A 24,899-nucleotide genomic window follows, 5' to 3' on the forward strand; every position below is an offset into this window, starting at 1 on the left:
ATTGTACAAGAATAGAAGATATTAAAAATCTTAATCATCTCACCCTAAAATAAGATAATAAAAAGAAGCATACAGTAAATGATAAAACAGAACAACTAGCTAGTCTTCCATCAAAATTCTAATCTTTTTTTTCTGGGATAAACTTTGACTAACCAAATCAATGTATAACAAACAAGTACTCGCGCAACTTGGAATCCAAAGCTAGATGTTCGTGCTAAAATTATATAATCCTTTTGCTTTACAGTGCAAAATACATAGAAAGCACGTTCTTTAACAGAGACTTGCCTTCTATTTTCTGTAAAAATATTATTTAATTTCAATCTGAATCGGCGAACTTAATTCGTCGGCCTGATTCTTTATTAAATCTTCGAAATTTTTCTGATCGGCCCACTTTTCATTTTCAAGTTCCCATGCGGCAAAAAAGTAATGTCGAACACTTGAATTATCACTGATTTTCTGACTCACAAAATGAGTTTGTCCAACGGGTTGATTGTAACGGCTACCCGATATAATCTCTTCACTTAAGACTGGAGCATCACCAGTTCCAAGTTTAGAATTGGCAGGCAATAAAATTCCCATGCCTAAATAATCGTCGTTTAAAGATTGTACATCGTGAGTAGCAACGGCCTCGAAATCCTTATTCGCCGAAAATGAGAAAGCTTTTTTATCTTTCAAATAACTTGTTACAATTCCAATAGCCAATTGCGAATCCTGATCTAATCCCATGATAGTAACATCACTTTGAAACCAATATTTTCCTGGCCAAATGGAAATTCTTTCCTGTGCAGATAGCTCTTTATCCTCAACCTTCCAACCACGATAGTTAAGATCAAAAACAGAACGAACCGGACCTTTAGCAACCAACTGGTATTCGAACTCCTTTGTAGAACCTAATCGATACAAGGAATCGTTCTGAAATAGAGCCAAACCACCAGATCCTAGAGAAGGACCAACATGTAAAACATCCATTCCCCACGAACTTAACTCATGGTAACTTCCACTTTCAATAGTTCCTATTTTATCCATAAGCATATCAGGAATTAATTTTCCGAATAAATCTTTTGCATTTCGACAATCAAAATAGTCACGAAAACCCATCACATCATTTTCCCAAGCTACACTTTCCGATTGATAGGCCATAGGAATTCCAACAAAACCTTCTGGTGAAAATGCATGATCTGTTGCTTTAAAACCTGTTTCCATATTTCCAAGTCCCAAATGAACATTTGTGCGTATTTCAAATTTTGGCTTCTCATTAGAACCTACAAAATGAACGTTTAATTTTTTCACTTCCTTAGCTGCAAAATCACAAACGAACACTAATTCATCCCAAATACCATCCTTATCTAAATCATCTGCCTGAGAAGCAATCAAACTTCCTTTTTCATCGGTAACAAGAGGTACTTTCTCAAGTGGAACTTCACCTACCAATTTTTCAACATCTGCTCTTTGCAGTAGAATAGGAGCATCTTTTCGAGCCCGATCCATATCATTCTTAACCACAAGCATTGGAGACGAGCTACAAGCACCTAAAAAAAAAGTGAATACAGCAAGTATAAAACAATATCTTTTCATATACTTAATTTTAAATCGTACAAATGAACTAACAGAATAAAAAAATAGGAAGAGATTAAATAACGCACAAGCACTATTCCAATTGGGCTACTCTTCCTATATTCCTTCCTATCACTATTTACTAATCTAACTAAACTTATTTTTCATTGGATGGTTTTCCGATAGTAGCTAAAATACCACCATCTACATAAACCACATGTCCATTTACAAAATCGGATGCTTTTGAAGCAAGAAATACAGCTGTACCACCTAAATCTTCAGGATCACCCCAACGAGCAGCTGGCGTAAGGTTGATAATAAATTCATTAAATGGGTGACCATCAACACGAATAGGTTCTGTTTGTGATGTAGCAAAATACCCAGGACCAATGCCATTGGTTTGAATATTGTATTTACCCCACTCTGTAGCCATATTTTTTGTCAACATTTTCAAACCACCTTTAGCTGCTGCATAAGCACTCACACTATTACGGCCCAATTCACTCATCATAGAGCAAATATTAATGATTTTACCTTCTCGACGTTCAATCATTCTACGGCCAACATATTTGGCCATAATGAAAGGTCCAACCAAATCAACGTCTATCACTTGACGATAATCACTAACTTCCATATCTTCCATAGCAACACGCTTAATAATTCCGGCATTATTCACCAAAATATTAATGGCTCCCACTTCTTCTTCTATTTTGGCTACATTAGCAATTACCTGATCCTCATTGGTTACATCAAAAACATAACCTTTAGCATCGATACCTTTACTCGCATAATCGGCAATTGCTCGATCCATATTTTTCTTGGAACTTCCGTTCACGACCAACTGAGCTCCTGCTTCGGCCAAAGCTGTAGCCATAGCCATTCCTAATCCGTGAGTAGCACCAGTTACTAGCGCAACCTTACCCTCTAATTTAAACAGATCTAATATCATGGTTTTAAATATATTATGTTCAAATACAACAATTCTATTTTCTTAACGCATCTCATCTGGCTGGCAAACATCCATATCGCCATAGTTTAGGTTCTCACCAGCCATACCCCAAATAAATGTATAGTTACTAGTTCCTGCAGCAGAATGAATCGACCATGTAGGAGATAGTACTGCTTCCTCATTTCCCATCCAAATGTGTCTTGTTTCTTTCGGATCGCCCATGAAATGACAAACAGCCTGTCCTTTGGGCACTTCAAAATAAAAATAAGCTTCCATACGTCGACTATGGGTGTGCACTGGCATAGTATTCCATACACTTCCCGGATGCAATTCGGTCATTCCCATTTGCAATTGATTGGTTTTGATTGTGTCTGAAACTATTAATTTGCGTAAAGTTCTTCGATTGGAATTTTCAGCCTCACCTAACTCAATTACAATAGCTTCTTCCCTTCCTACTTTTACAATTGGGAATACCTCATGAGCTGGAGCCGAATTCAAGTAGTAGTGAGCAGGTTGAACAGCATCAGCACTCGCAAAAACAATCTCCTTGCTCCCTTTTCCAACGTATAAAGCTTCTCTGTACTCCAATTCATAAATTACGCCATCAACGCTAACACTTCCTTTTCCACCTACATTAACAATTCCAAGTTCTCTTCGTTCTAGAAAATAATCGGCTTTCAAAGGATCAATTGATTCTAAATGTAATGATTGTTTGGTAGGAACCACACCGCCTACAATTAATCGATCGTATTGCGAATAAGTAAGTTTAATCTGTCCTTCTTCCATTAAGTTCTGAATGAGAAATTCGTCTCTTAATCTTGTAGTGTCATAATTTTTTGCATCTGCTGGATGCGTAGCATATCTTTCTTCGTATTTAATCATGGCTTTATTTTTTTTTAATAATATATTACCTTTTAATTGAATATTTGATCCTTACAAAATTTCAATTTAACTACTGCAAAGTAATAAAATGTAATTGATTTGTGCAATCGATTGTCTGTTTTTTTATCACGAAATTAATAAATTAAGAAGAATACTAGATGATACTCTTCCACCAACCACAGTCACAACGCTGTATTTCAATTAAATTTACAAAGAATAAACCCCACGCAATTGAGCAATCGATTGCTTTTTATTTCAATTTACCCCTCCTATTCTAAAAAAAATATGCATCTTTGCATGGAATTAATTCGTTGATAACAAAATATGAAAAAAGAGAGTAATATAACCATTCATGATATCGCAAAAGCCTTAAAAATATCGGGTTCAACAGTTTCTAGAGCTCTCAACGATAATTCCAGAATTAGCGATAAAACCAAAAAAGCAGTTCATGAAATGGCTAAGAAACTGGGTTATCGACCCAATGCCTTAGCATCTAATTTGCGCACCAGTTGCACAAATACAATAGGAGTAATTATTCCCCGAATTAGCCGTTACTTCTTTTCTTCGGCCATTTCTGGAATTGAAGAACTTGCCCGATCAAAGGGTTACAACGTTATTATTTGTCAATCGAACGACCAAGAAGCAAGGGAATCGGATTGCGTGCAGGCGCTTTTTGCCAGTCGTGTAGATGGAGTTATTTCATCAATAGCTATTAATACAGAAAATTTTGAGCACTACAAAACATTTACCGATCGGAACATTCCTTTGGTATTTTTCGATCGCGTATGTGACGAATTAGAAACTAGCCAGGTTGTAGTAGATGACTTTAAAGGAGGCTTTTTAGCTGCCGAACATTTAATTTCTAAAGGCTGCAAGAGAATCGCACACATTAGTGGCCCTCAGCATCTTAATATTTACATAAATCGTCTACAAGGATATTTAAAAGCACTAAGAAAACACAGCATTGAGATTGATGAGAATCTTATTACAGAAAGCCTTTTAACACGTGAAGAGGGTAAAGCTTGTGCAAAAAAACTACTAGATTCTCCTCACCGACCTGATGCCATTTTTGCTGCCAACGATACCACTGCTCTGAGTATCATTCTTTATGCCAAAGAAATTGGCCTTCGCATTCCTGAAGATTTAGCTGTAGTTGGGTTTAGCAACGAACCATTCTCCGAATTTGTAAGTCCATCCATCACTACAATTGAGCAATCGGGTTTTGATGTAGGCACAAAAGCAACCGAACTTCTCATTGATATTATTACTAAAAGAACTGGAAATCATCAGGAAACCATAGTTCTTCCCATTAAATTAATTGAAAGAGAATCAAGCAACCGACTTCAATAAATAACTTAACATATTAATTCCTTACGCTCAAGGATTAATCATATCTTTATTGTAGTAATTTAAAATCGAGAGAATCATTTGAACTTTTACATTGGCTTTTTTATGCTCTTCATCCAAATCAGTAACTCGAATATAAGCACTTAATGCTTCAGGCAATTCACCTAATTGATGATGCATTTCTCCTTGTCTGAATAATGCTTCTACATTTTCCTTATCAGCGTCCACAATTTGTTGATATTTAGCCAATGCAGCACGAAACTCTCCTAATCCTTCCAACCGAAATGCTTCAGCTTTTGTTTTCTCTACATCTATAGTCATTATCGTATAATATTTATCGATTGTTGTGAAAAACAAATGTAGGTAATTTTCGGATCCAATAGAATAAATAACGTAGTTTGGATGCAAAAAGAATGAGATATTTGTATTTTTAAGGCCTAAACTTACACCTATGACAAAACAAAACTGGAGACCAGGAACTATGCTTTATCCCTTGCCTGCTGTAATGGTAAGCTGCGGAAGCACTCCTGAAAATTACAACATTATTACAATTGCCTGGACAGGGACGATCTGTTCCGATCCAGCCATGTGCTATATTTCTATCCGCAAAAACCGACACTCCTACAATATCATAAAAGAAAGTGGAGAATTTGTCATCAACCTAACGACTAAAGATTTGGCCTATGCCACCGATTGGTGCGGCGTAAAATCGGGTAAAGATTTCGACAAGTTTAAAGAGATGAATTTAACTCCTGGAAAATCAAAAGAAATATCTGCACCTATTATCGAAGAATCGCCATTGAGTATCGAATGCAAACTCACACAAATCGTAGAACTAGGCTCACACGATATGTTTATGGCTGAAGTAGTAAATGTGCAAGCTGATGAGCGATTTATTAATGAAAAAGGAGAATTTTCATTAGCTAAATCGGGTTCCATTGCCTATTCTCATGGTCATTACTTCGAATTGGGCAAATTGGTAGGGCGATTCGGCTACTCAGTAATGAAAAAGAAAACCAAGGAAAAAATTAATAAGAAAAATAAAGGTTAAAATACAAATAGAGTTATAAGACTAATGGCTATATTGAAATCTAATTAAACACAAAAAAACCGGCTTAAAAAGCCGGTTTTTATTTTATTTTTTAATTCCTTATCGAATTCTATCCATCGAACGAATTAATGCTTCATCTTTTCCAATTTCACGAATTGCCAAATAACACAAAACCAATGCTACCAATGGGAATGCATTGATAATACTATAATCAGTGATTGCAGCTAATTCTTTTGTCTGAGAACTGATACTATAGTAAATTAAACCCATTGCACCAATCATGCAAATCATATTAAATACTGTTAATCGTACCTGCAGCATTCTTTTCTTAAATAAGAAAATACTCACAAGACTGATTAATGCAATAATACTCAACAAAATTGCCACTGGCATGGCATTAAAAACAGCCTGCTCACCCTCTTGCAGTGCTGGTATTCCACGGTATAAGAATTGGTAAACTGTGCCTGACGCATCCACCAACTCGGCCAAAGGAAAAAAGAACATAATTGCTATCAAAACAAAACTCCCAAACAGGTATAAAGACTGAATTCTTTGTATCATCGTATATTTAGTTTTTTGTTGCAAATTTAATCTTAAATACAAAATCAGCAAATTTTCATCTGCTGCTTTTTACCACTTTTACATTCTTACAACTACACTCACTTGCCGAAAACTCATTTTCATTACTGAATTCCAATATCAAAAATCATTTTTTTCTGCAAACTAATGGATAAGTCAACCATTTGAATTAGATTTTTCCTTTCAAGGACATATAATCGATATAATAAATCACTTTAACAGATAAACTGTTAAACTGCACTTCATCAAACATATCTTTCAAATTTCTCATGAAGCGATGTGCAATTTCATCCTCCTCATGATAGATCGTATTTTTCCATACCACCGCCAATTCACTTCCAGGAGCAAATCTCCAGCTGTAAAGCATATCAACACTAAAACGATTAAAATTAACATCGTTATTTTCGCTATAATCCGTATCTGATAATCGACCATCTGCTTGCAAACGATAAAAACTATTATATTCAGCTTTTGCCCAATAATGCCTAATTTTTAAACTTAACGAACTTTTGTTGTTAAAAATATAACTTCCCGATAATTTATTTTCCAAATAGGTCCTGTTCCTGTCTCCTATGTATACAACCGATTCCTCGTCAATTTCTTCATCATCAACATAACCCAAATCATTTAACTGTCTGCCCCAATCCAATTCAAAATCCATTACAAATCGATCGTTAAAACGATAACGAGGCTCTATTTCAATTTCAAACTCTTTTAAATGATCGTTGGATAATCTTTTTCCATACTCACCACTAATATCAATAGCAAAATCCTTTCTGTAATCAGATGACAGCCAAACACCCGAGAAAGCCGACGAACCTTTTCTCAACTTCATTCCATCCACCCTAGGCTCATCCCAATCGTATTGATGCAAGGGTACAAAATTGCCATAAATACCAATAGCAAAATAACTCTTAAATTTTAACCAGGCATTGTAATAAATCGTAAAATTGGAAAATCTCTTTGGTAAATATCGTGCCTCATGATTCAATTGGACATTACCATTACGCTCCAAAATATTCCCCTTAGGATCAGAATTATTGTAGTAAAAGTTAAGATCATTATTAATTACATTGTTGCGACTTAAATACCCCATGTCGTTAGGATTGTATTGATCGGAGATCATTCGGTGATAAAAATTCCAATTTAACTTACCTTTGATACGCCCAAACTCCAATTCATGGTAATGACCAATTTCATCCGATTCATTCCTCTCGTATCGTTGCGAAAGCATTCCTTTTCCCTTCAAACTGTAGGACCGATCGCCATTACGAACTTCAAATTCAGCTCCACTTACATTGGCCACATAATCCCAATTTGGCACATACATATTTGTATTAAAAAGACTAACATACGATTCATTTTTTAAACTCTGATCGAAAACCAACATATTATAATTGGAAAAAGCCTGGGTTTTCACTTTCCTGTTTTCATTCAAAACAGTATCCTGAATATGAGCATAAGTATTTTTGGTCATAGCATTAAACACACCTATTCCCAAACCATTTGCATCCCTTCCCGAAACCTTAGTTGCATTAATGATTTGTGTCTCTAATGGATTTTCGGTAATCTTCTCATTCTCTTCCAATTGATCTTCAACATCACCTAAAAGCATAGGCTCACCACCAATTCTTCTCGAATAAAATATCTCTCCCCTATCAAATAATTCCGTTGCCTCCGTAAAAAACTGTCTATTCTCATCAAATTTTACTTCGTAAGGTGATAAATTCAAAACTTCATCATCAGACTGTACCTGACCAAAATCAGGAACCAACATCATATCTAAAGTATAACTCTCATTGATCCCATATTTAACATCCATTCCTCCCCGATAGCTCACATCAACCGAGGACTCATCTGTAGATTTATTGAAATAAGCCGAAAAATAGGGAGTAAAAGATAAGCGAACCGGCGGATTCACATTTTCAATTCCTAATAAAACCCCACTTTGATTCACCCAACCAGCTTCTTCCTTATCAATAAAATTCCAAGTGCTTTTTTCCCTAACCGACTGAATATTTCGAATGATATTAATTCCCCATAACTGTATATCTTTAGCAGGAAAACGAAGAGCAGAATAGGGAATTTCTATTTCTACACTCCATCCAAATTTGTTTATCCTTGCAGCACTATTCCAAACAGCATCCCAGCTTGAGTCTTCATCTCCCTTCACCACCTTTGCATCCCACTGAACACCTACTGGAGTCACTATAAATTCAAATGCATCCAAACCATTATTAAAGGGATCAATCAGTAAGGATAAATAATCTGTATTATTCAGATCATCTCTTTTGCTCATTGTTTTAAAAATTTTGTTGGGATTATCATCATACATCATCACCCCTACAATTATTGCATGATCTGTATAGATAAATTTAGCTTCCGTTTTATAATGAGATGGTTCGCCATTAGCAGGTTCAAATTGAATAAAATTGCCTGCAACAGGAATCCCGTGCCACACTGTATCTGTAAGGTTTCCATCAATCACAGGTTTATTATGAACCCTGCGGGCAACAATCTCTTTTTTAGAAACCATGCCATAAGCAGAATAAAAATTGGAAAATAAAACGAAACAAATAAGAAATATCAATCTACTCATGTTGATAATCAGCTTTTAGGTAGTTGAGCAAAAAATATAGTTTACATCAATCGTGCTAACACAATTCATGCCACTTACAAATATCGTTTAATTCACAAACACTTGCCAATTTAAATTAAAAGTAATACTGAACCCTGATGGAACAGACTTGTTCAAATACGGACATAAAAAAAAACCGCTTGATCTCTCAAGCGGTTTTTATATTCTATAAATATTTTAATTATTCCCTAAAATCAATGGCATTCCATCATCACCACTGCCAATTATAACCACTTTTGAGTTTGGCGATTCAGAAAGTTTTATAGTAGCCTCAATTCCTCTCATTTTTAACAAAGCAGTAGTTAAACTACTATTAATAATCTTATTAGCTTTTGCCTCTCCTTCGGCAGCAATTCTTTTTCTTTCCGCTTCACTTTTCTCTTTATCTAATCGAAACTGATAGGCGAGAGCCTCTTGTTCTTGCTGTAATTTACTTTCAATAGCAGTCTTAATTTTATCAGGAAGATTGATAGAACGAATCAATAATGCTTTCATTTGAATATTATTCTTCTTGAGAATAGTAGAAGTTTCTTGGATGATCGCATCTTCTACTTCTTTTCTTCGAGTTGAATAAATTTCTTCAGCATTGTATCTACCTGCAACCTGTCTAACCGATGATCGAACCTCAGGGATTACCAATTGGTTGATGTAGTCTTTACCAAAAATCTCGTGCAAATATCCAATTTTATTGTAAACTGGATTAAATCGAACAGAAACATCAATATTTACAGATAAACCACTCTTATCTAATACATCCATGGTTTCTTCACTTTTCTGTTCACGTACTACATAAATAAACATTTTATTCCAAGGGGCAATGATATGAAAACCGGGCTGATCTACATTTTCTTTATCTAATCCTCCAGAAAATTTACGGAATATTACTCCTCGCTCTCCAGGTTCAAGAGTAACAAACATACTCGAACCTGACAAGACCAAAATAACGGCTATAATTCCTAGAATAACTATAAAATAGGGTTGTTTCTTCATGATTTTGCATTTATATAAATTAAATTTCATTTAAAGATAATATAATATTATTAAATCGACGAGCTTCTCTCTTCGCGAAATTTAAAATTTAATCTAAGTATAAAAATAAAGCAATTACTTCGTTTGCGAATTATTTATTTTTATATACTTTAGGCTTCTTGCTCTTGTAAATTTTAAAAAATTATGGAAAAAATTAAATCTTCAGAATTAATCATTAATCCTGATGGAAGTGTTTTTCACTTACACCTTAAACCAGAACATCTTGCCGATACTGTTATATTGGTAGGTGACCCTGGACGCGTTGAACTTGTAGCTAGTTTTTTTGACCATGTAGAATTCACTATTTCAAATAGAGAGTTTGTTACTAAAACTGGAACTTACCAAGGAAAACGATTTTCGGTACTTTCCACTGGAATTGGAACCGATAATATAGATATTGTTGTTAATGAACTTGATGCTTTAGTAAATATTGATTTGGAGAAACGGACTCCTAATAAGGAACACAAAAGCTTAAACCTGGTTCGAATAGGAACCTCAGGAGCATTACAAGGCAATATTCTTGTCGACTCATTTCTTCTATCAAACAAATCGATCGGCTTCGACGGAATGTTAAACTTTTATGCTGATAGAGATTCTGTGTCCGACCTAGAATTTGAAGAAGCTTTTAAACGCTTTGTTGATTGGGATCAAAAGCTAGCATCGCCTTATGTTGTGCCAGCCTCAGAAAAGCTAGTAAACATTCTAGATGGAGAAGATATGACCAAAGGAGTTACCATTTCGGCCAATGGATTTTACGGTCCGCAAGGAAGGGTTCTTCGCCTACAAACTCTTGACCCTAGCCTAAACGACAAAATTGAAAAGTTCGAACACAAAGGAGAAAAAATCACCAATTACGAAATGGAGAGCTCTGCAATATTCGGACTGTCAGCCATGCTAGGACATGAATCGGCAGCAGTTTGCGCAATTATAGCAAATAGAATCAACAAAGACGCAAGTAAAGATTATCACCCAACGATTAAAAAGTTAATCAAGACTGTTTTAGATCGACTAAGCAAATCTAAATAATCTTCATTATGAGTCACACAACCCACAAGATTGGTTTTTCTTGTGGGTTTTACTATATTTAATGATAACAAAAACATTGATATGAATGAGAATAAATTAGCAGCTCTATTATCCTTATTGGCTGATCCTGATAAAGAAATTCAAAAACATATTGAACAAGAATTAATAGAGTTACCTGTAAACATCATCCCACAACTAGAGGATTACTGGCTAGAATCTAAAAGCCCTCTTTTCCAGGAACGCCTGGAGATAATCATTAATAAGATCCGGTTTAATAATGTAAAAAGAGAACTTATCAACTGGAGCAAATCAGAAAACCCAAAGCTGATAGACGGTGCAATACTAGTAAACAAAAGCTATAATCCGAATATTTTAATTGATTCGATTCGAAAAAGTATCGACAAAATAAAACAGGATGTACAACTAGAATTAAACGATCAACTCACACCTCTCGAAAAAATTAAAATCCTAAATAATTTTTTCTTCAACATTTACAACTATCAAGCCATTTCACCCAATCAATTAAGTAATTGGGACGGCGATATAGGCACAGTGCTATCGCAAAAACATGGTAATTATATAATCATATCAATTATTTACGCTGGCATTGCACAAGAACTAAATATTCCGATTTACGGAATCAACCTCCCAGGAAGCATACTTCTATGCTACAAAGATGATTCGAACAAGCAGATGAATCAAAAAAACACCGACTCCATTGTATTTTATATTAACCCTGTAGATAAGGGATCAGTTTTTAGTAGAGACGATTTACAACACATTATGGAGGTTAAAAACATCGAGGCTAAAAGTAAATATTACAAATCAACCTCAAACACAAGCATGATTAAAAGATTGGTTAAACATGATATTAGCGTGTATAAAAAACTGAATTTAGATAGTTTTATTCCAAACTTTAAAGATTTATTTAAATCTTTATAATTAAAAAGCCCGTTTCTTGCGAAACGGGCTTTTTACTATCAAAACTATTAAATTACTTGGCGTAATTAATAGCTCTTGTTTCTCTGATTACAGTAATCTTCACCTGTCCTGGATAAGTCATCTCATCCTGAATTTTCTGAGCAATATCCAAAGATAATGTTTCAGCTTCTTTATCAGTAACCTTATCGCTACCAACAATTACACGTAATTCTCTACCCGCCTGTATTGCATAAGTTTTAAGTACACCTGGATGCGATAGAGCTAAGTTTTCAAGATCTTTCAATCTCTTAATATAAGATTCTACAATTTCACGTCGAGCTCCAGGACGAGCTCCAGAAATCGCATCACAAGCCTGAATAATAGGAGAAATCATCGATGTCATCTCTATCTCATCATGATGCGCTCCAATTGCATTACAGATATCAGGTTTTTCCTTGAACTTCTCAGCTAATTTCATTCCTAAAATTGCGTGTGGCAATTCTGGCTCTTCATCAGGCACTTTACCTATATCGTGCAACAGACCAGCACGCTTCGCTCTTTTGGCATTCAAACCAAGTTCAGTAGCCATTATCGCACAAAGATTAGCAGTTTCACGCGAGTGCTGCAATAGGTTTTGCCCATAAGAAGAACGATACTTCATTTTACCTACCAAACGAATCAACTCAGGATGCAAACCATGAACACCCAAATCGATAGCAGTACGTTTTCCTGTTTCAATAATTTCCTCTTCAATTTGCTTGCGAACTTTAATTACCACTTCCTCAATTCGAGCAGGGTGAATACGACCATCAGTTACTAACTGATGCAAAGCTAATCGAGCAATTTCACGTCTTACCGGATCAAAACCCGAAAGAACAATTGCCTCAGGTGTATCATCTACAATAATTTCAATTCCCGTTGCAGCCTCTAAAGCACGAATATTTCGACCTTCTCGTCCAATAATTCTACCTTTTATCTCATCCGATTCAATATGGAAAATGGTTACTGAGTTTTCGATTGCTGTTTCTGTAGCTACTCGCTGAATGGTTTTTACAACCACTTTTTTAGCTTCCATATTAGCAGTCATTTTCGCCTCTTCCATAATCTCATTCACATACGACATGGCTTCGGTTTTAGCAACATCTCGCATTGAATCGATCAATTGAGTTTTGGCCTCATCTCCTGATAATCCGGAAATTTTTTCCAACTGTTCAATTTGCTGTCTTTTTGCCTTCTCTAATTCATCCGATTTTCTTTCTACTAAATCGATCTGTACCGATAAATTTTCGCGAACAACATCAACTTCTTTCTTTTTTCTTTGAAATTCGTCGATTCGTTGAGTTAAAGCATTTTCTCTTTGCTTAAATTTTGTTTCAGCCGAAAGCAATTTATTATTTCTTGAATTAATTTGTTTTTCATGTTCGGTTTTCAACTGAAAAAATTTCTCTTTTGCTTGCAGGATCTTATCTTTTTTAATTACCTCTGCCTCCGATTGCGCATCCCTAATTATTGAGCTACTCTTGGTTTTAAGAGCTTTTTGCAAAACAAAGTAAGAAACAACGCCACCACCAACAAATGCAATGGACCCTACTATTATTATTTCAATCATATCATAGAATATTAAGTCAATATTAGTATATATATAACGTAACCCGCACCATCACTCAGGCCTACAACAATTTCGATTTTCAGCTATTAACTTTATCCTAGGATAAAAGAAAAACAAACATAAAACCGTTACTGTTACTAGCTCAAGAAATAATGCGGGCTACTACTTTCTTTATTAGAATGTAAATTATTCTTTATCTAAAAATTCCCTCAACGACTGCTCCATGGCCTTCACCTCTTCTAAAACTGGTGAAACATCCGTTTTATTTTCCGCCTCAATAACCTTTATCACATATTGCAACGAGGCCATAGCCAGAAAATCCTGAGTATCTTTATCTTTATATCTTTGTTTGTATTGCAACACCTTTTCATTAATCATTTTTGCAGCTTTTCGGATCACTTCTTCCTGAGTTCGATCTATCTTTAAAGGATAAAACCGATCTGCCACATTAATTCTTATTGAAAGTTTTTCGTCCATAAACAAATTTCTACCTGTTTAAAAGAGCAATACATTTATCAATCTCCCGCACAATTCGGTTAATCTTAACCTTAGCATCTTTCGAATCGCTACTATTAGCAGCTAAGGTTTTTGCTAACTTTAATGTATTGTATTGATGGTCGATTTCGTCCTTTTCTCTTACCAAAATTTCAATCCTTTCCATGAGTTCCAATTTTTCATGTAACAAAGATTCCTTTTCTTGCTTCGATTTTTGGTACAACAAAATTAGTTCTGAAATTTGCTCTTTCAAACTATTTATTATTTCGTTTGTATCTCGATCCATCGTTAAAATTTTTCTTTTACAAAATTAACATTGCTGAGAAGATTATCAAATATATTAGTTTGTATTTTGTAAATCATTTTAGAAAAAATAGGTTTTTTTGTACTTTTGAGAATCCATTCACAAATCCAGTATTTATAATATGAAGATAACCAGAACATCCACCTATATTCCTCTTATTTTACTATTTTTTTTATTTTCTAAACAGGTCCATTCACAGAATCAGGAATTTCCACAAAACTATTTTCGCTCCCCTGTAGATTTCCAAATGACCTTATCAGGAAATTTTGCCGAATTACGAAATAATCATTTTCATTCAGGAATTGATATCCGAACTTTTACAACAGGCAAAAAGGTTTATGCCATAGCTAACGGTTTTGTAAGTAGAATAAAAATATCGGCTGGTGGTTACGGAAATGCTATATACATCGATCATCCGAATGGTTACACCTCAGTTTACGCGCATCTTGATCATTTCAATAATGAAATTGAAGAATTTGTACAATCCTATCAGTACAAAAACAATTCTTTTGAATTTGATTTACAACTTGAGCAAAATCAAATTCCAATTAAGAAAGGATCTATTATCGCCTTTTCAGGAAACACGGGTTCTTCAGCAGGTCCTCATTTGCATTTCGAAATTCGTAACACAAAATCCGAACATCCTTTAAATCCACTTCTTTTTGGTTTCAAAATCAAGGACACAAAAGCTCCCAAAATTGTAAATTTATACATCTACCCTCTCGATACAGCAAGCAATGTAAATGGCATTAACAGCAGGCAGCAGTTTCCGGTTACCTACTATAACAATGCTTACCATTTAAAAGGTGATCCAAAAATAAAACTTCTCGGAAATATTGGGTTCGCATTACAAACAAACGATTATATGGATAACACTTGGGGAAAGTGTGGAATATTCGATCTGAAAATGACAATAAACGATACTTTAATTTCAAACTTTTCTTTTAAAGAGTTTTCCTTTGATGAATCTATTTACATCAATAGCCACATTGATTATGAGCTGAGTAAAACAGAAAAAAAACGAATTCATAAAAGTTATCGTGAACCCAATAACCAATTAAGTATCTATTCGAAAATGGCAAATAATGGCATTTATTACTTTTCGAAAAACAGCAATTACAAAATCGATTTTTTGGTTTCCGACGCCAACAAAAACACCAGTAAACTAAGATTTTATGCAAAAGGTAACGAAGTTGAAAAACACTTTCCTCCTGCTAAGTTCGATGTTCTAATGGATTATAAAAAGGAGAATATTTTCAAGAAAAATGACTTGGAAGTGAAATTTCCAATAAATAGTTTCTATTCTGTAATTCCATTTACCTATTCAATGGAACCATCCTCCAATTTTCTATCCGATGTTCACCACATACATAATGAAAATATACCCGTTAATGAATATTACACTCTTTCAATAAAGCCAAAGTTTATTCCCAAAGGAAAATCAGACCAACTTTTTATCGCCCGGATAAATAAATCAGGAAACATAACATACGAAGGTGGAGTTTATTTCGATTCTACACTAAAAACTAAAACCAGATATTTTGGAAATTTTGCCGTAGATATCGACACTATTCCCCCAGTTATTAAAGCTAGAACTAACTTTAAACTAAAAAGCTTATCAGGTCAAAAATCCATTCGATTTACCATTACCGATGATTTAACAGGAATTAATTCTTACGAAGGCTTTATCGATGATAAATGGGTCTTGTTTAAATACGATGCCAAAAACAATCTCTTGTATTATAATTTTGATCGAAAAAGATTAGTTCCCAACAAAGACCACAAATTATTAATCAAGATAAGTGACAAGGTTCAAAACGAAACAGTATTTACAACTCATTTTTTTTGGTAGATTAACAAAAACACCTACAAAACAGATAAATAAAGGTTCTGCACATTTAAATATTACTGCAAAACTTATTCCATTTTTTCCTATTTTTGTACGACTATAAACGATTTACGACAGAATTAATACATTTAAAATAGTTAACATGAAAAAGATTTTTTTAGCTACTGCTCTCCTTTTATTAGTGTCAGTTTTTTCGACACCAAACGCCAGAGCATGTACAAATTACTTAATAACTCGTGGAGCCTCGGTTGATGGATCGAATATGATTACCTACGCTGCGGATTCCCATGTATTATATGGTGAACTCTATTTCCGTCCAGCTACCGATTGGGCCGAAGGAACAATGATCGATGTTTACGAATGGGATACTGGAAAATACCTAGGGGAAATTCCTCAGGTTCCACATACTTATTCTGTTGTTGGGAATATGAACGAATTTCAAGTTGCCATTGGAGAAACCACTTATGGCGGACGTGCGGAATTAGGATCGCAAGATGGTGCCATTATCGATTATGGTAGCCTTATGTATCTTACCCTTCAAAGAGCTCAAAGTGCTCGTGAAGCAATTAAAGTGATGACCGATCTTGTTGAGACATTCGGATACTACAGCTCTGGAGAATCTTTTTCTATATCAGATGCCAACGAAGTTTGGATATTAGAAATGATTGGCAAAGGAAATGGCGAAAAAGGTGCCGTTTGGGTTGCTCGTATGATTCCCGACGGATATGTTAGTGGCCATGCAAATCAGGCAAGAATCACTACTTTCCCCTTAGAAGGAAAAACTTCTATTTCTTCAGATAAAATGGACAAAATTTTTAATTCTGAAATCACAAATGTTTATGCTAAAGATGTAATCTCTTTTGCAAAAGAAAAAGGATTCTACCCTAAAGATGGTAAAAATAAAGATTTCAGTTTTTCAGACACCTACGCTCCTGTTGACTTTGGTGCTGCCAGATTTTGTGAAATTAGAGTTTGGTCTTTCTTTAATGATGTAAAAGAAGGCATGGATCAATATTTTGATTACTGCAAAGGAAATGTGGAACACGACGATAAAGGTTACGCAACCAATAGAATGCCTTTATGGGTTAAGCCTGATCAAAAAATAAAAGTAACCGAAGTGATGGATTTTATGAGGAATCACTTGGAAGGAACAGAATTAGATATGGCCGAAGACTTTGGAGCTGGCCCTTATGGAAATCCATACAGATGGCGACCTCTTACCTGGAAAGTTGATGGGGTCAGTTACTGCAATGAACGCGCTACAGCAACACAACAAACTGGTTTTTCATTTGTAGCTCAAAGTAGAAATTGGCTACCCAATTCTGTAGGAGGAATAAACTGGTTTGGTGTTGATGATGCTGCATCAACAGTATACTTCCCTGTATATTGCGGAACCACAAGAGTTCCAGAATCATTTGCTGTTGGCAATGGTAAAATGATGGATTTTACCAATAAATCTGCTTTTTGGGTGTTTAATCAGGTAAGTAATTTTGCCTATACTCGCTATAATGCCATTCATCCAGAAATCGCAGCTAAGCAAAAAACTTTAGAGTCGAAATACCTATCTTTTACAAATATTATTGATATCGCTGCAGAAGGAATGATCAAAAAGGACAAACTAGCAGCTATAGAGTTTTTAACTGATTTTTCATGCAATCAAGGAAATAACCTTGTGAAAGAATGGAGAGACTTTTATGGATACCTTTTCGCAAAATATATGGATGGTAACATTAAAGAAAAAGATGGAAACAAACAAAATCCTAAAATAACACAACCAGGATACAGCAAAGAATTCTACAAAACTATCGTAAAAACGACTGGAGACAAATTAAAAGTTGTTGGAGAAGCTCACTAACAGAACGATACACACCGAACAAAAGGAATCCGAAGATTCCTTTTGTTCTTTTACAGCTAATTGAATAAATATACTAGGCAAAAACATGCTTAAACTGTATGTGCTCATTTTAAAAATAACATTCAACTTTAAAAATTTACTCAATTAGAATGTTTATCTAAGTTTTTTTTATTAATTTTGCCGCGAATTCGTGCGTAATCTCTGACATGGTAATAGGTAAATATGTTTACATTGCGTTCGTGAACTTTAACAAATTAAAACAATGGATTTAATTAAAATTGCAGAAGAGGCTTTCGCTACAGGTATTCAAAATCCTGAATTTAAAGCAGGAGATACTATTAGTGTTTCTTACAAAATTAAAGAGGGAAACAAAGAAAGAATCCAGATTTTTAGAGGTGTTGTAATCCAAATTAAAGGTACTGGCACAACTAAAACTTTCACAATCAGAAAAATGTCTGGTAACATAGGTGTTGAAAGAATTATTCCACTTAGTTCTCCATTAATCGATAAAATCGAAGTGAACAAAAGAGGTCGTGTTAGAAGAGCTAGAATTTTCTATCTACGCGAACTTACTGGTAAAAAGGCTAGAATTAAAGAAAGAAGATTTTAATCTACCTTTTCCTAAAAACACAAAAGCTTTCCATTTCGGAAGGCTTTTTTTTTGCACTAAACATTCCAAAAAATAATAAACTTACGGATTATACACATCTGGCATTTCTCCATTTGAAATAATTTGCTCTCGATTCTCTCCATCGGTATCCATCACCCAGATACTTTTAGTCCCTTCGTCATCGTTATCTACATTCATGAACACAATTTTTCCTCCTGTTTCGGTGAATCTGGCCTGAAGGTCATTTGTACCATCTGTTTTATCATCGCCTGACAAATCTGTTAGGTTCGTTCCATCAACATCTATACTGTAAATTTTAGCGTTTAATTGCCTTCCATCATCATCTTGAAATAGTGTATCTAAAGAAAAAATAACTTTACTTCCATTCGGAGAAAAATGTGGACTGGAAATTGTTCCTGCCAAATTATCCACCAATAAAAACAAATTACTTCCATCGGAATCCATCAAATATATCTCATTATCATATGGCTTCTCTCCCTGGGTTAAAACCGCAATTTTTTCCTGAGATGCATTGTTGTAATGATCACTCCAATCGCACGATTTAAATTGCCTGTTCACTGGAGCCGAAGCAATTTTCTTTTCACCACTTCCATCAGAATCAATTTTGTAAAGAGATCCATAATGACCATAAAGCAATTGATCTCCCTCTGGCGACCAAACAAAACCAGATCCATCGGTATGATAACTAGCCAGAGGTTTATCATTTGTTACCTTAACTACATTTCCACCTTTAGTATCCATGGTGTATAAGTGGTAATCTCCTGATTTATTAGAAGTGTAGGCAATCCATTGCTCATTGGGCGAAATTCTGGGAGACACCTCATTTGCGCCACCGGAAGTTAATCGAACAAGATGATTATCTGCTAAATCCCAGGAATAGATATCTAAACTTTCTAATGTATCTTTTACGAATAGATAGCCATTTTGAGGAAAATCCTCAGTGCTAAAACGCCATTCCCGCCCTTCGGTTTCATATCTAGCTCTATTACTTACATTAACCTTCCAACGATAAGTTGTTTCAAAATTTAAATCAGAAGCAATAAAGGTAGTATCTGTAATTGCTTCTGCAATAGTATCACCGGTCACACTTCCTTCTTCATAAATAATTACATCATAAAACAAAGTATCTCCTGTATCAGTTTCACCATCATTCCAAACGAGTTCAACATTTATTTCTTGATCCGTAGATGCATCTGCTGGTGAAGAATAGATTGGTTCATCTGGGCTTTCGCTATCGGCATCATCCACTTCCATAACCAATTCCATAACAACTTCTTTTCCTTCACGAACTGTAATACTCGTAGTAACGGTACTGTAATCCTCTTTTTTCGCACTTACTGTATAATCGCCTACCTCAACTTCATCAAAATAAAAATAACCATCAGAATCTGTAGTTACTGATGTTGTTCCTGGACTAGTAGTTAAACTAACTCCTTTCATAGGTAAACCACCCTCATCATCTGAAGCATTTACCGTTCCACTAATAGAACCGTACAAATCAGGATCAATTGTAGATTCATTACATGAAATAAGAAGTAGAGCCAAAAAAAATGCAATAAAAAATCTGTTTTGCAGGTAGAATGATCTCATAATTATTGTCAATTTTAGTTATATTAAATTAATAATTATATCGATGAAAAACAACAGAATCCTTGGCAACCAAAAGACTATCATGATAAATAAACAAACTGGCGATTAATTCATCATCTTTTTTAAGATTCATTCTTGATTCGGAAAGGCAGCATATCTTATGACTTAATGCAATAAAAGAACCTTTTTGAATGGTATTAGAATCACCCGATCTTCCTTCCTTTTTAACTTTAAGAACATAATTAAGGGGTAATGCTTTCTCTCCACTATTCTCAAGTTTGGCTTTTAGAGACAAATCATGAATTTCCCCTTCGATTTCAATCCAAGCTTTTACTGATACTTGTCCTAACACTTTGGCTTCATGGGTAAAAAACAGCACTCCTAGTATTGTTAATAATTTTAAAATTTGTTTTAATTCATTCTTCATCCACTAATAAAATTATTTAATATTTATATGATAGTCAACATAAGCTCTGTTAAATTACTATAATAACTTAAAATTAAAGTAACTTTTCTCTAAATTATCTTAAAAAAGAAGACTGTGAGTGGAACTACATGCGTTTCAATCATAGCTTGCTATGTAAACCTCATTTTAGTCTGTATTTTATTCAAACATTCTATTCATGGTTTATTCATTTATTAACAATTGTCCTGTTTTCATGCTCATAAAAAAATCCCGACTAAGCGGGATTTTTATTATACTTAAACTACTTCTATGATCAAGGAGCAATTACTTCAAAAACTGTTCCTGTATCTCCTTGCTGAGTTTTAGCTGAGTTATCATTACCGTTTTGAATTACTAAACCATAATGATCTTGACCTATTTGCTCAAGGAAAGAGTAATTATCATCACCATACTGATAAGTTAAAGCGACATTATTATCTCCTTCTTGCTCAATGTAAGCTTCGTTTCTTTCACCATACATCTGTCCAATAACAGCTATATTGCTATCACCTTCTTGAAGAATATCTGCCAAACTCTCTTCCTGTCCAAATTGGAATACCCATCCTCGGTTCCAATCTCCTACTTGTTCAACAGATGCACTTGAATAGGATCCACCAAATTGTCCAACAAATGCGAAGTTATACTCCCCATCTTGATTAATATTTGCTGTATTTTCCTCTCCACCAATTTGATCAATGACTGCCAAGTTTCCATAATAGGCTTGTTCTATTGTAGCTTCGTTTCCTAAACCAGCAACCTGAGAAATATAAGCTCTTTGAACAGTACCATATTGCATTACAGTTGCCTCATCTCCTTCGCCATATTTTTGAGTTACATCAGCAAAGTTTGCTAAACCATCCTGCATCACACTAACTGTACCATCAACTTCGTCGATTTGCTCAACAAATGCCCAGTTGTGCATACCTATCTGATCAGTGGTAGACATGTTTCCACTTCCACCTAATTGAAGTGTACGAGCTGCATTTGCCCATCCAGATTGGTAAATTGAAGCATCATTGAATGATCCTCCCATTTGTAAAGTGGAAGCTCTGTTTAACATCCCATATTGGTGAATAAATGCCATATTTGCATAACCACCTCTTTGCATTACATTAGCATGATTAAAACGTCCTTGCTGAGAGATCATTGCAGTATTATACTCACCAAATAATTGAGTAGTTCTGGCCATATTTCTAAGTCCCCACTGATCAACATAAGCCAAATTACCAACACCACGTCTTTGATAAGTACTCGCTCTATTCATTCTTCCCATTTGAATAATATCAGCAGTAGCATAAATAGATAGATGCTGATTTACAGAAGCAAAATTACGTCTTCCCATTTGATCAACAAAAGCGCTACTTAATGCACCCATTTGCCATACATTACTATTATTAAATCTTCCCATCTGCATTACACTTGCATAGTTGTTATGGAAAACTTGATAAATTGTAGATAAGTTTGCCAATCCAAATTGCCAAACATCTGCAGAATTTGCAAAATCAAATTGTGTAATGTAAGACATATTAAAACGTCCTTGCTGCATCACACTAGCTGAATTTAACCATCCATTTTGCCAAATACTAGATACATTGTGCAATCCTAACTGATCTACATAAGCAATATGTTCATCGCCAATTTGATTGATGTAAGATACATTCAAGATTCCTTCTTGCAACACTGTAGCACTATTAAAATCACCCAATTGCATAATGTAAGAGCGATTGTCATCACCTAACTGATATACATCAGCAAAGTTCATTTCACCATCCTGATCAATATCACTATGGTTTATGTTACCAATCTGCATTACTGTGGCTTCGTTATCATCCCCCAATTGGTTAACATCCGAATTGTTTATCTGTGAAAATGCAGAAGAAACTGCAAAAACCACAGCAACAAATAAAAATAAAAATCTTTTCATGGTTGTTTTTTTTAAGGTTTAAAGTGAATTAATTTTTAAAATATATAGTATAGATTTGAGAGTTTAGAGGAGTTTAAATACTGACCTCATCCCATCATTTCGTCTCTCTAGCTAATTTAAGAAAAGCCTTTCCAACCATCCATATTTTTACACAAACGTTTGCAATTTGATGATAAATCCTATTCTTTCATTAGCTAATGTTTATTTAAACTAAAAAAGAATAAGTAATATTAAACAAAAGTTTAAGGAGTATTAAAATCGGAAAATAAAAAAGCCACCAAAATCAGACTAAAAATCTAATTTTGATGGCTTTATAACTTATAAAACCATTAATATACACCTAGTATCCGTTGGATTGGGTAATGGTAGCCGAATTACCATTGCCATATTGAGTAACAATGGAAGTTTGACCATTGCCTTCCTGATAAACATTTACGTAATTATCACTACCAATTTGTGTTGTGTAAGATGTATTATCTGTACCAACCTGATACGTGTAGGCTGCATTATTTTCACCATCAGCCTGAATTGAGACAGCTATATTATCGTATCCATACTGCTCAATTATTGCATAACTATCATCAACATTGTACTGACCTATTTCAGCAACATTTCCGTCGCCAAGCTGAACAATTCCAGAAAATGTATTACTTGTTTGGTATTGCTCAATGTAAGCATAATTATCCTCACCAATTTGAGCTACTCCTGCAAAACTTTCATAATTATCAACCTGAATAATTTCAGCATAATTAGATACTCCCTCTTGACCAATATAGGCATATGTATCCGAACCATCAATCTGGCTAATATATGCCTCATTCAAACTACCATATTGCTCAACTTCCGTAACATTAAATGATCCGTCTAGCTGCTCTACATAGGCCTGATTGTATTTGCCTTCCTGATTAATATCTACAGTATTCCAATAACCATCAACTTGAGCTACTTCTGCTCCATTCATTTTACCATATTGACTAACAAAAGCCCAATTAAGAGATCCACCATACTGATAGATATAGGCAGAATTAGCTTTACCTTGTTGATTGATGTCAGCCCAATTTCCTATTCCTCCGTATTGTTCAGTAACTGAAAAATTTGAATTGCCTTTTTGAGAAATAGTAGACTCATTGTTTAGTCCTCCCGATTGGATTGCATAGGCTTCATTAAATTTACCATGCTGATTAATACTAGCACTGTTCATTGAACCACCAACTTGATAGGTATAAGCATAATTCATTTTGCCATGTTGCATGATTAATGAAGAATTAGACGATCCCAAATATTGATCTGAAAATGCAGTATTCATCTTACCATATTGAGCAATTTCAGAAGAATTATAATCTCCTAACCACTGATCAATAGCAGCATAATTACCAAATCCATTCTGGCTTACTAATGCATAATTCATGAAAGTAGCTTCCTGAAGAATGGATGCGGTATTCAATTTTCCACATTGACTAATTGTTGCCTCATCGTACATTCCGGCCCATTGCATAATATTAGCCACATTAGAAAAACCCTGTTGGAAAACGCTAGCTGTTTCTGAATCGCTAAAAAATTGGTTAATAATGGATAGATTTAAATTGCCAACTTGAGTAAGGTAGGCAGCGTTATAATCTCCCAAAAACTGCGTAATATAAGAATAGTTCGTTCCTAACTGATCTACATCAGCAAGGTTATAGTTTCCTACTTGCAAAGCTATTGATAAATTGGTCTCTGCTTGAGTAGCATAATACTCGTTTCCAACACCATATTCCTCAACAAATGAACTATTTAGATAACCAGACTGCTGTACACCAACGATATTCTGATTACCATTTTGATAGACATCACTAATATTTGAGACTCCAACCTGCTCAATTGTTGCTTCATTATCGTTCCCTAGTTGATTGACACTGGATTCATTAACTTGAGCATGAGTTATAAGTCCAGTGCCCCAAAAGACTAAAAGAACAAATAAATACTTTTTCATGGTTTGAAGGTTTAAAGTGAATAAATCAGACCAAACTGAATCAAAAGTTTTTAACTAAATTTACTTAATTGGTTGATATGAATTTGAACTTTGACCCAGCAAGCCTATATTAAATGTAAATAGATCTATTAAATATATTGTATAAGATTACATCAATCATTGATTTTGAATGATGAATACATTTAAGAATATAGACGAAAATATTCCAAGCGAACCATATAACATAAAAAGTTAACTATTATTAAACTA

21 protein-coding genes are annotated in these 24,899 nt (G+C 34.6%); 7 read left to right on the top strand and 14 right to left on the bottom strand.

The features are described 5' to 3' along the window. Positions 1–306: 306 nt before the first annotated feature. The 3 genes from ABYT26_RS06370 to kduI form a co-directional block, all read right to left on the bottom strand. A complete protein-coding gene (locus ABYT26_RS06370) occupies positions 307–1,575 on the bottom strand; it encodes a DUF4861 domain-containing protein (protein WP_372752058.1) in 1,269 nt (422 codons plus the stop codon). A gap of 136 nt (positions 1,576–1,711) precedes the next feature. Continuing rightward, positions 1,712–2,503 carry a gluconate 5-dehydrogenase gene (locus tag ABYT26_RS06375; RefSeq protein WP_372752059.1) on the bottom strand — a complete coding sequence of 264 codons (792 nt, stop codon included), beginning with the start codon at positions 2,501–2,503 and terminating at the stop codon, positions 1,712–1,714. A 42-nt stretch (positions 2,504–2,545) separates the two neighbouring features. Beyond that, positions 2,546–3,385, bottom strand: coding sequence for a 5-dehydro-4-deoxy-D-glucuronate isomerase (gene kduI / locus ABYT26_RS06380; RefSeq protein ID WP_372752060.1), 840 nt, complete (start codon positions 3,383–3,385; stop codon positions 2,546–2,548). A gap of 324 nt (positions 3,386–3,709) precedes the next feature. Here kduI and ABYT26_RS06385 point away from each other — a divergent pair, with 324 nt between their 5' ends. After that, on the top strand, positions 3,710–4,735 hold the full coding sequence (locus ABYT26_RS06385) for a LacI family DNA-binding transcriptional regulator (protein WP_372752061.1): 1,026 nt from the start codon (positions 3,710–3,712) through the stop codon (positions 4,733–4,735). A 27-nt stretch (positions 4,736–4,762) separates the two neighbouring features. On the opposite strand, the gene ABYT26_RS06390 is transcribed toward ABYT26_RS06385, so the two are convergent. Then, positions 4,763–5,053, bottom strand: coding sequence for a tetratricopeptide repeat protein (locus ABYT26_RS06390; RefSeq protein WP_372752062.1), 291 nt, complete (start codon positions 5,051–5,053; stop codon positions 4,763–4,765). A gap of 130 nt (positions 5,054–5,183) precedes the next feature. Here ABYT26_RS06390 and ABYT26_RS06395 point away from each other — a divergent pair, with 130 nt between their 5' ends. Next, positions 5,184–5,783: a flavin reductase family protein gene (locus ABYT26_RS06395; RefSeq protein ID WP_372752063.1), complete on the top strand. Its 600-nt coding sequence runs from the start codon at positions 5,184–5,186 to the stop codon at positions 5,781–5,783. Positions 5,784–5,882: 99 nt separating this feature from the next. On the opposite strand, the gene ABYT26_RS06400 is transcribed toward ABYT26_RS06395, so the two are convergent. The 3 genes from ABYT26_RS06400 to ABYT26_RS06410 form a co-directional block, all read right to left on the bottom strand. Beyond that, the gene (locus tag ABYT26_RS06400) at positions 5,883–6,344 is read right to left on the bottom strand and encodes a DUF4293 domain-containing protein (RefSeq protein ID WP_372752064.1); all 462 of its coding nucleotides are present in this window, start codon (positions 6,342–6,344) and stop codon (positions 5,883–5,885) included. A gap of 187 nt (positions 6,345–6,531) precedes the next feature. Next, the gene (locus ABYT26_RS06405; protein WP_372752065.1) at positions 6,532–8,961 is read right to left on the bottom strand and encodes a DUF5916 domain-containing protein; all 2,430 of its coding nucleotides are present in this window, start codon (positions 8,959–8,961) and stop codon (positions 6,532–6,534) included. A 216-nt stretch (positions 8,962–9,177) separates the two neighbouring features. Continuing rightward, entirely contained in the window at positions 9,178–9,990 is an 813-nt protein-coding gene (locus ABYT26_RS06410; protein ID WP_372752066.1) for a prohibitin family protein, read from the bottom strand. A gap of 183 nt (positions 9,991–10,173) precedes the next feature. Between ABYT26_RS06410 and ABYT26_RS06415 the strand changes: the two genes are divergently transcribed. After that, positions 10,174–11,055, top strand: a complete 882-nt coding sequence (locus ABYT26_RS06415) for a nucleoside phosphorylase (RefSeq protein WP_372752067.1) — start codon at positions 10,174–10,176, stop codon at positions 11,053–11,055. Positions 11,056–11,136: 81 nt separating this feature from the next. Beyond that, on the top strand, positions 11,137–11,997 hold the full coding sequence (locus tag ABYT26_RS06420; protein WP_372752068.1) for a transglutaminase family protein: 861 nt from the start codon (positions 11,137–11,139) through the stop codon (positions 11,995–11,997). A 52-nt stretch (positions 11,998–12,049) separates the two neighbouring features. Here the strand turns inward: ABYT26_RS06420 and rny are convergent, their stop codons facing one another. From rny to ABYT26_RS06435, 3 genes are all read right to left on the bottom strand, one after another. Next, positions 12,050–13,585 (bottom strand): ribonuclease Y, encoded by a 1,536-nt coding sequence (gene rny, locus ABYT26_RS06425; RefSeq protein WP_372752069.1) that lies wholly within the window; start codon positions 13,583–13,585, stop codon positions 12,050–12,052. 186 nt (positions 13,586–13,771) lie between these two features. Further along, entirely contained in the window at positions 13,772–14,062 is a 291-nt protein-coding gene (locus tag ABYT26_RS06430) for a cell division protein ZapA (protein ID WP_372752070.1), read from the bottom strand. A gap of 10 nt (positions 14,063–14,072) precedes the next feature. Further along, complete coding sequence (locus tag ABYT26_RS06435) at positions 14,073–14,366, bottom strand: hypothetical protein (RefSeq protein ID WP_372752071.1); 294 nt, start codon at positions 14,364–14,366, stop codon at positions 14,073–14,075. Between the two features lie 139 nt (positions 14,367–14,505). On the opposite strand from ABYT26_RS06435, the gene ABYT26_RS06440 reads away from it, so the two are divergent. The 3 genes from ABYT26_RS06440 to rplS all read left to right on the top strand — a co-directional run bounded on the left by ABYT26_RS06440 (position 14,506) and on the right by rplS (position 18,698). Further along, positions 14,506–16,236, top strand: a complete 1,731-nt coding sequence (locus ABYT26_RS06440; protein ID WP_372752072.1) for a M23 family metallopeptidase — start codon at positions 14,506–14,508, stop codon at positions 16,234–16,236. 139 nt (positions 16,237–16,375) lie between these two features. Further along, positions 16,376–18,088, top strand: a complete 1,713-nt coding sequence (locus ABYT26_RS06445) for a dipeptidase (protein ID WP_372752073.1) — start codon at positions 16,376–16,378, stop codon at positions 18,086–18,088. A 262-nt stretch (positions 18,089–18,350) separates the two neighbouring features. Beyond that, a complete protein-coding gene (gene rplS / locus ABYT26_RS06450; RefSeq protein ID WP_372752074.1) occupies positions 18,351–18,698 on the top strand; it encodes a 50S ribosomal protein L19 in 348 nt (115 codons plus the stop codon). Positions 18,699–18,779: 81 nt separating this feature from the next. Here rplS and ABYT26_RS06455 read toward each other — a convergent pair whose 3' ends face one another. The 4 genes from ABYT26_RS06455 to ABYT26_RS06470 form a co-directional block, all read right to left on the bottom strand. After that, on the bottom strand, positions 18,780–20,309 hold the full coding sequence (locus ABYT26_RS06455) for a carboxypeptidase regulatory-like domain-containing protein (protein WP_372752075.1): 1,530 nt from the start codon (positions 20,307–20,309) through the stop codon (positions 18,780–18,782). 28 nt (positions 20,310–20,337) lie between these two features. Beyond that, positions 20,338–20,736 carry a hypothetical protein gene (locus ABYT26_RS06460; RefSeq protein WP_372752076.1) on the bottom strand — a complete coding sequence of 133 codons (399 nt, stop codon included), beginning with the start codon at positions 20,734–20,736 and terminating at the stop codon, positions 20,338–20,340. Between the two features lie 292 nt (positions 20,737–21,028). Beyond that, on the bottom strand, positions 21,029–22,678 hold the full coding sequence (locus ABYT26_RS06465; protein WP_372752077.1) for a hypothetical protein: 1,650 nt from the start codon (positions 22,676–22,678) through the stop codon (positions 21,029–21,031). A 340-nt stretch (positions 22,679–23,018) separates the two neighbouring features. Then, the gene (locus ABYT26_RS06470; protein WP_372752078.1) at positions 23,019–24,650 is read right to left on the bottom strand and encodes a hypothetical protein; all 1,632 of its coding nucleotides are present in this window, start codon (positions 24,648–24,650) and stop codon (positions 23,019–23,021) included. Between the last annotated feature and the right edge of the window lie 249 nt (positions 24,651–24,899).

It is taken from the genome of Labilibaculum sp. (assembly GCF_041595635.1).
Classification (GTDB): Bacteria; Bacteroidota; Bacteroidia; order Bacteroidales; family Marinifilaceae; genus Labilibaculum.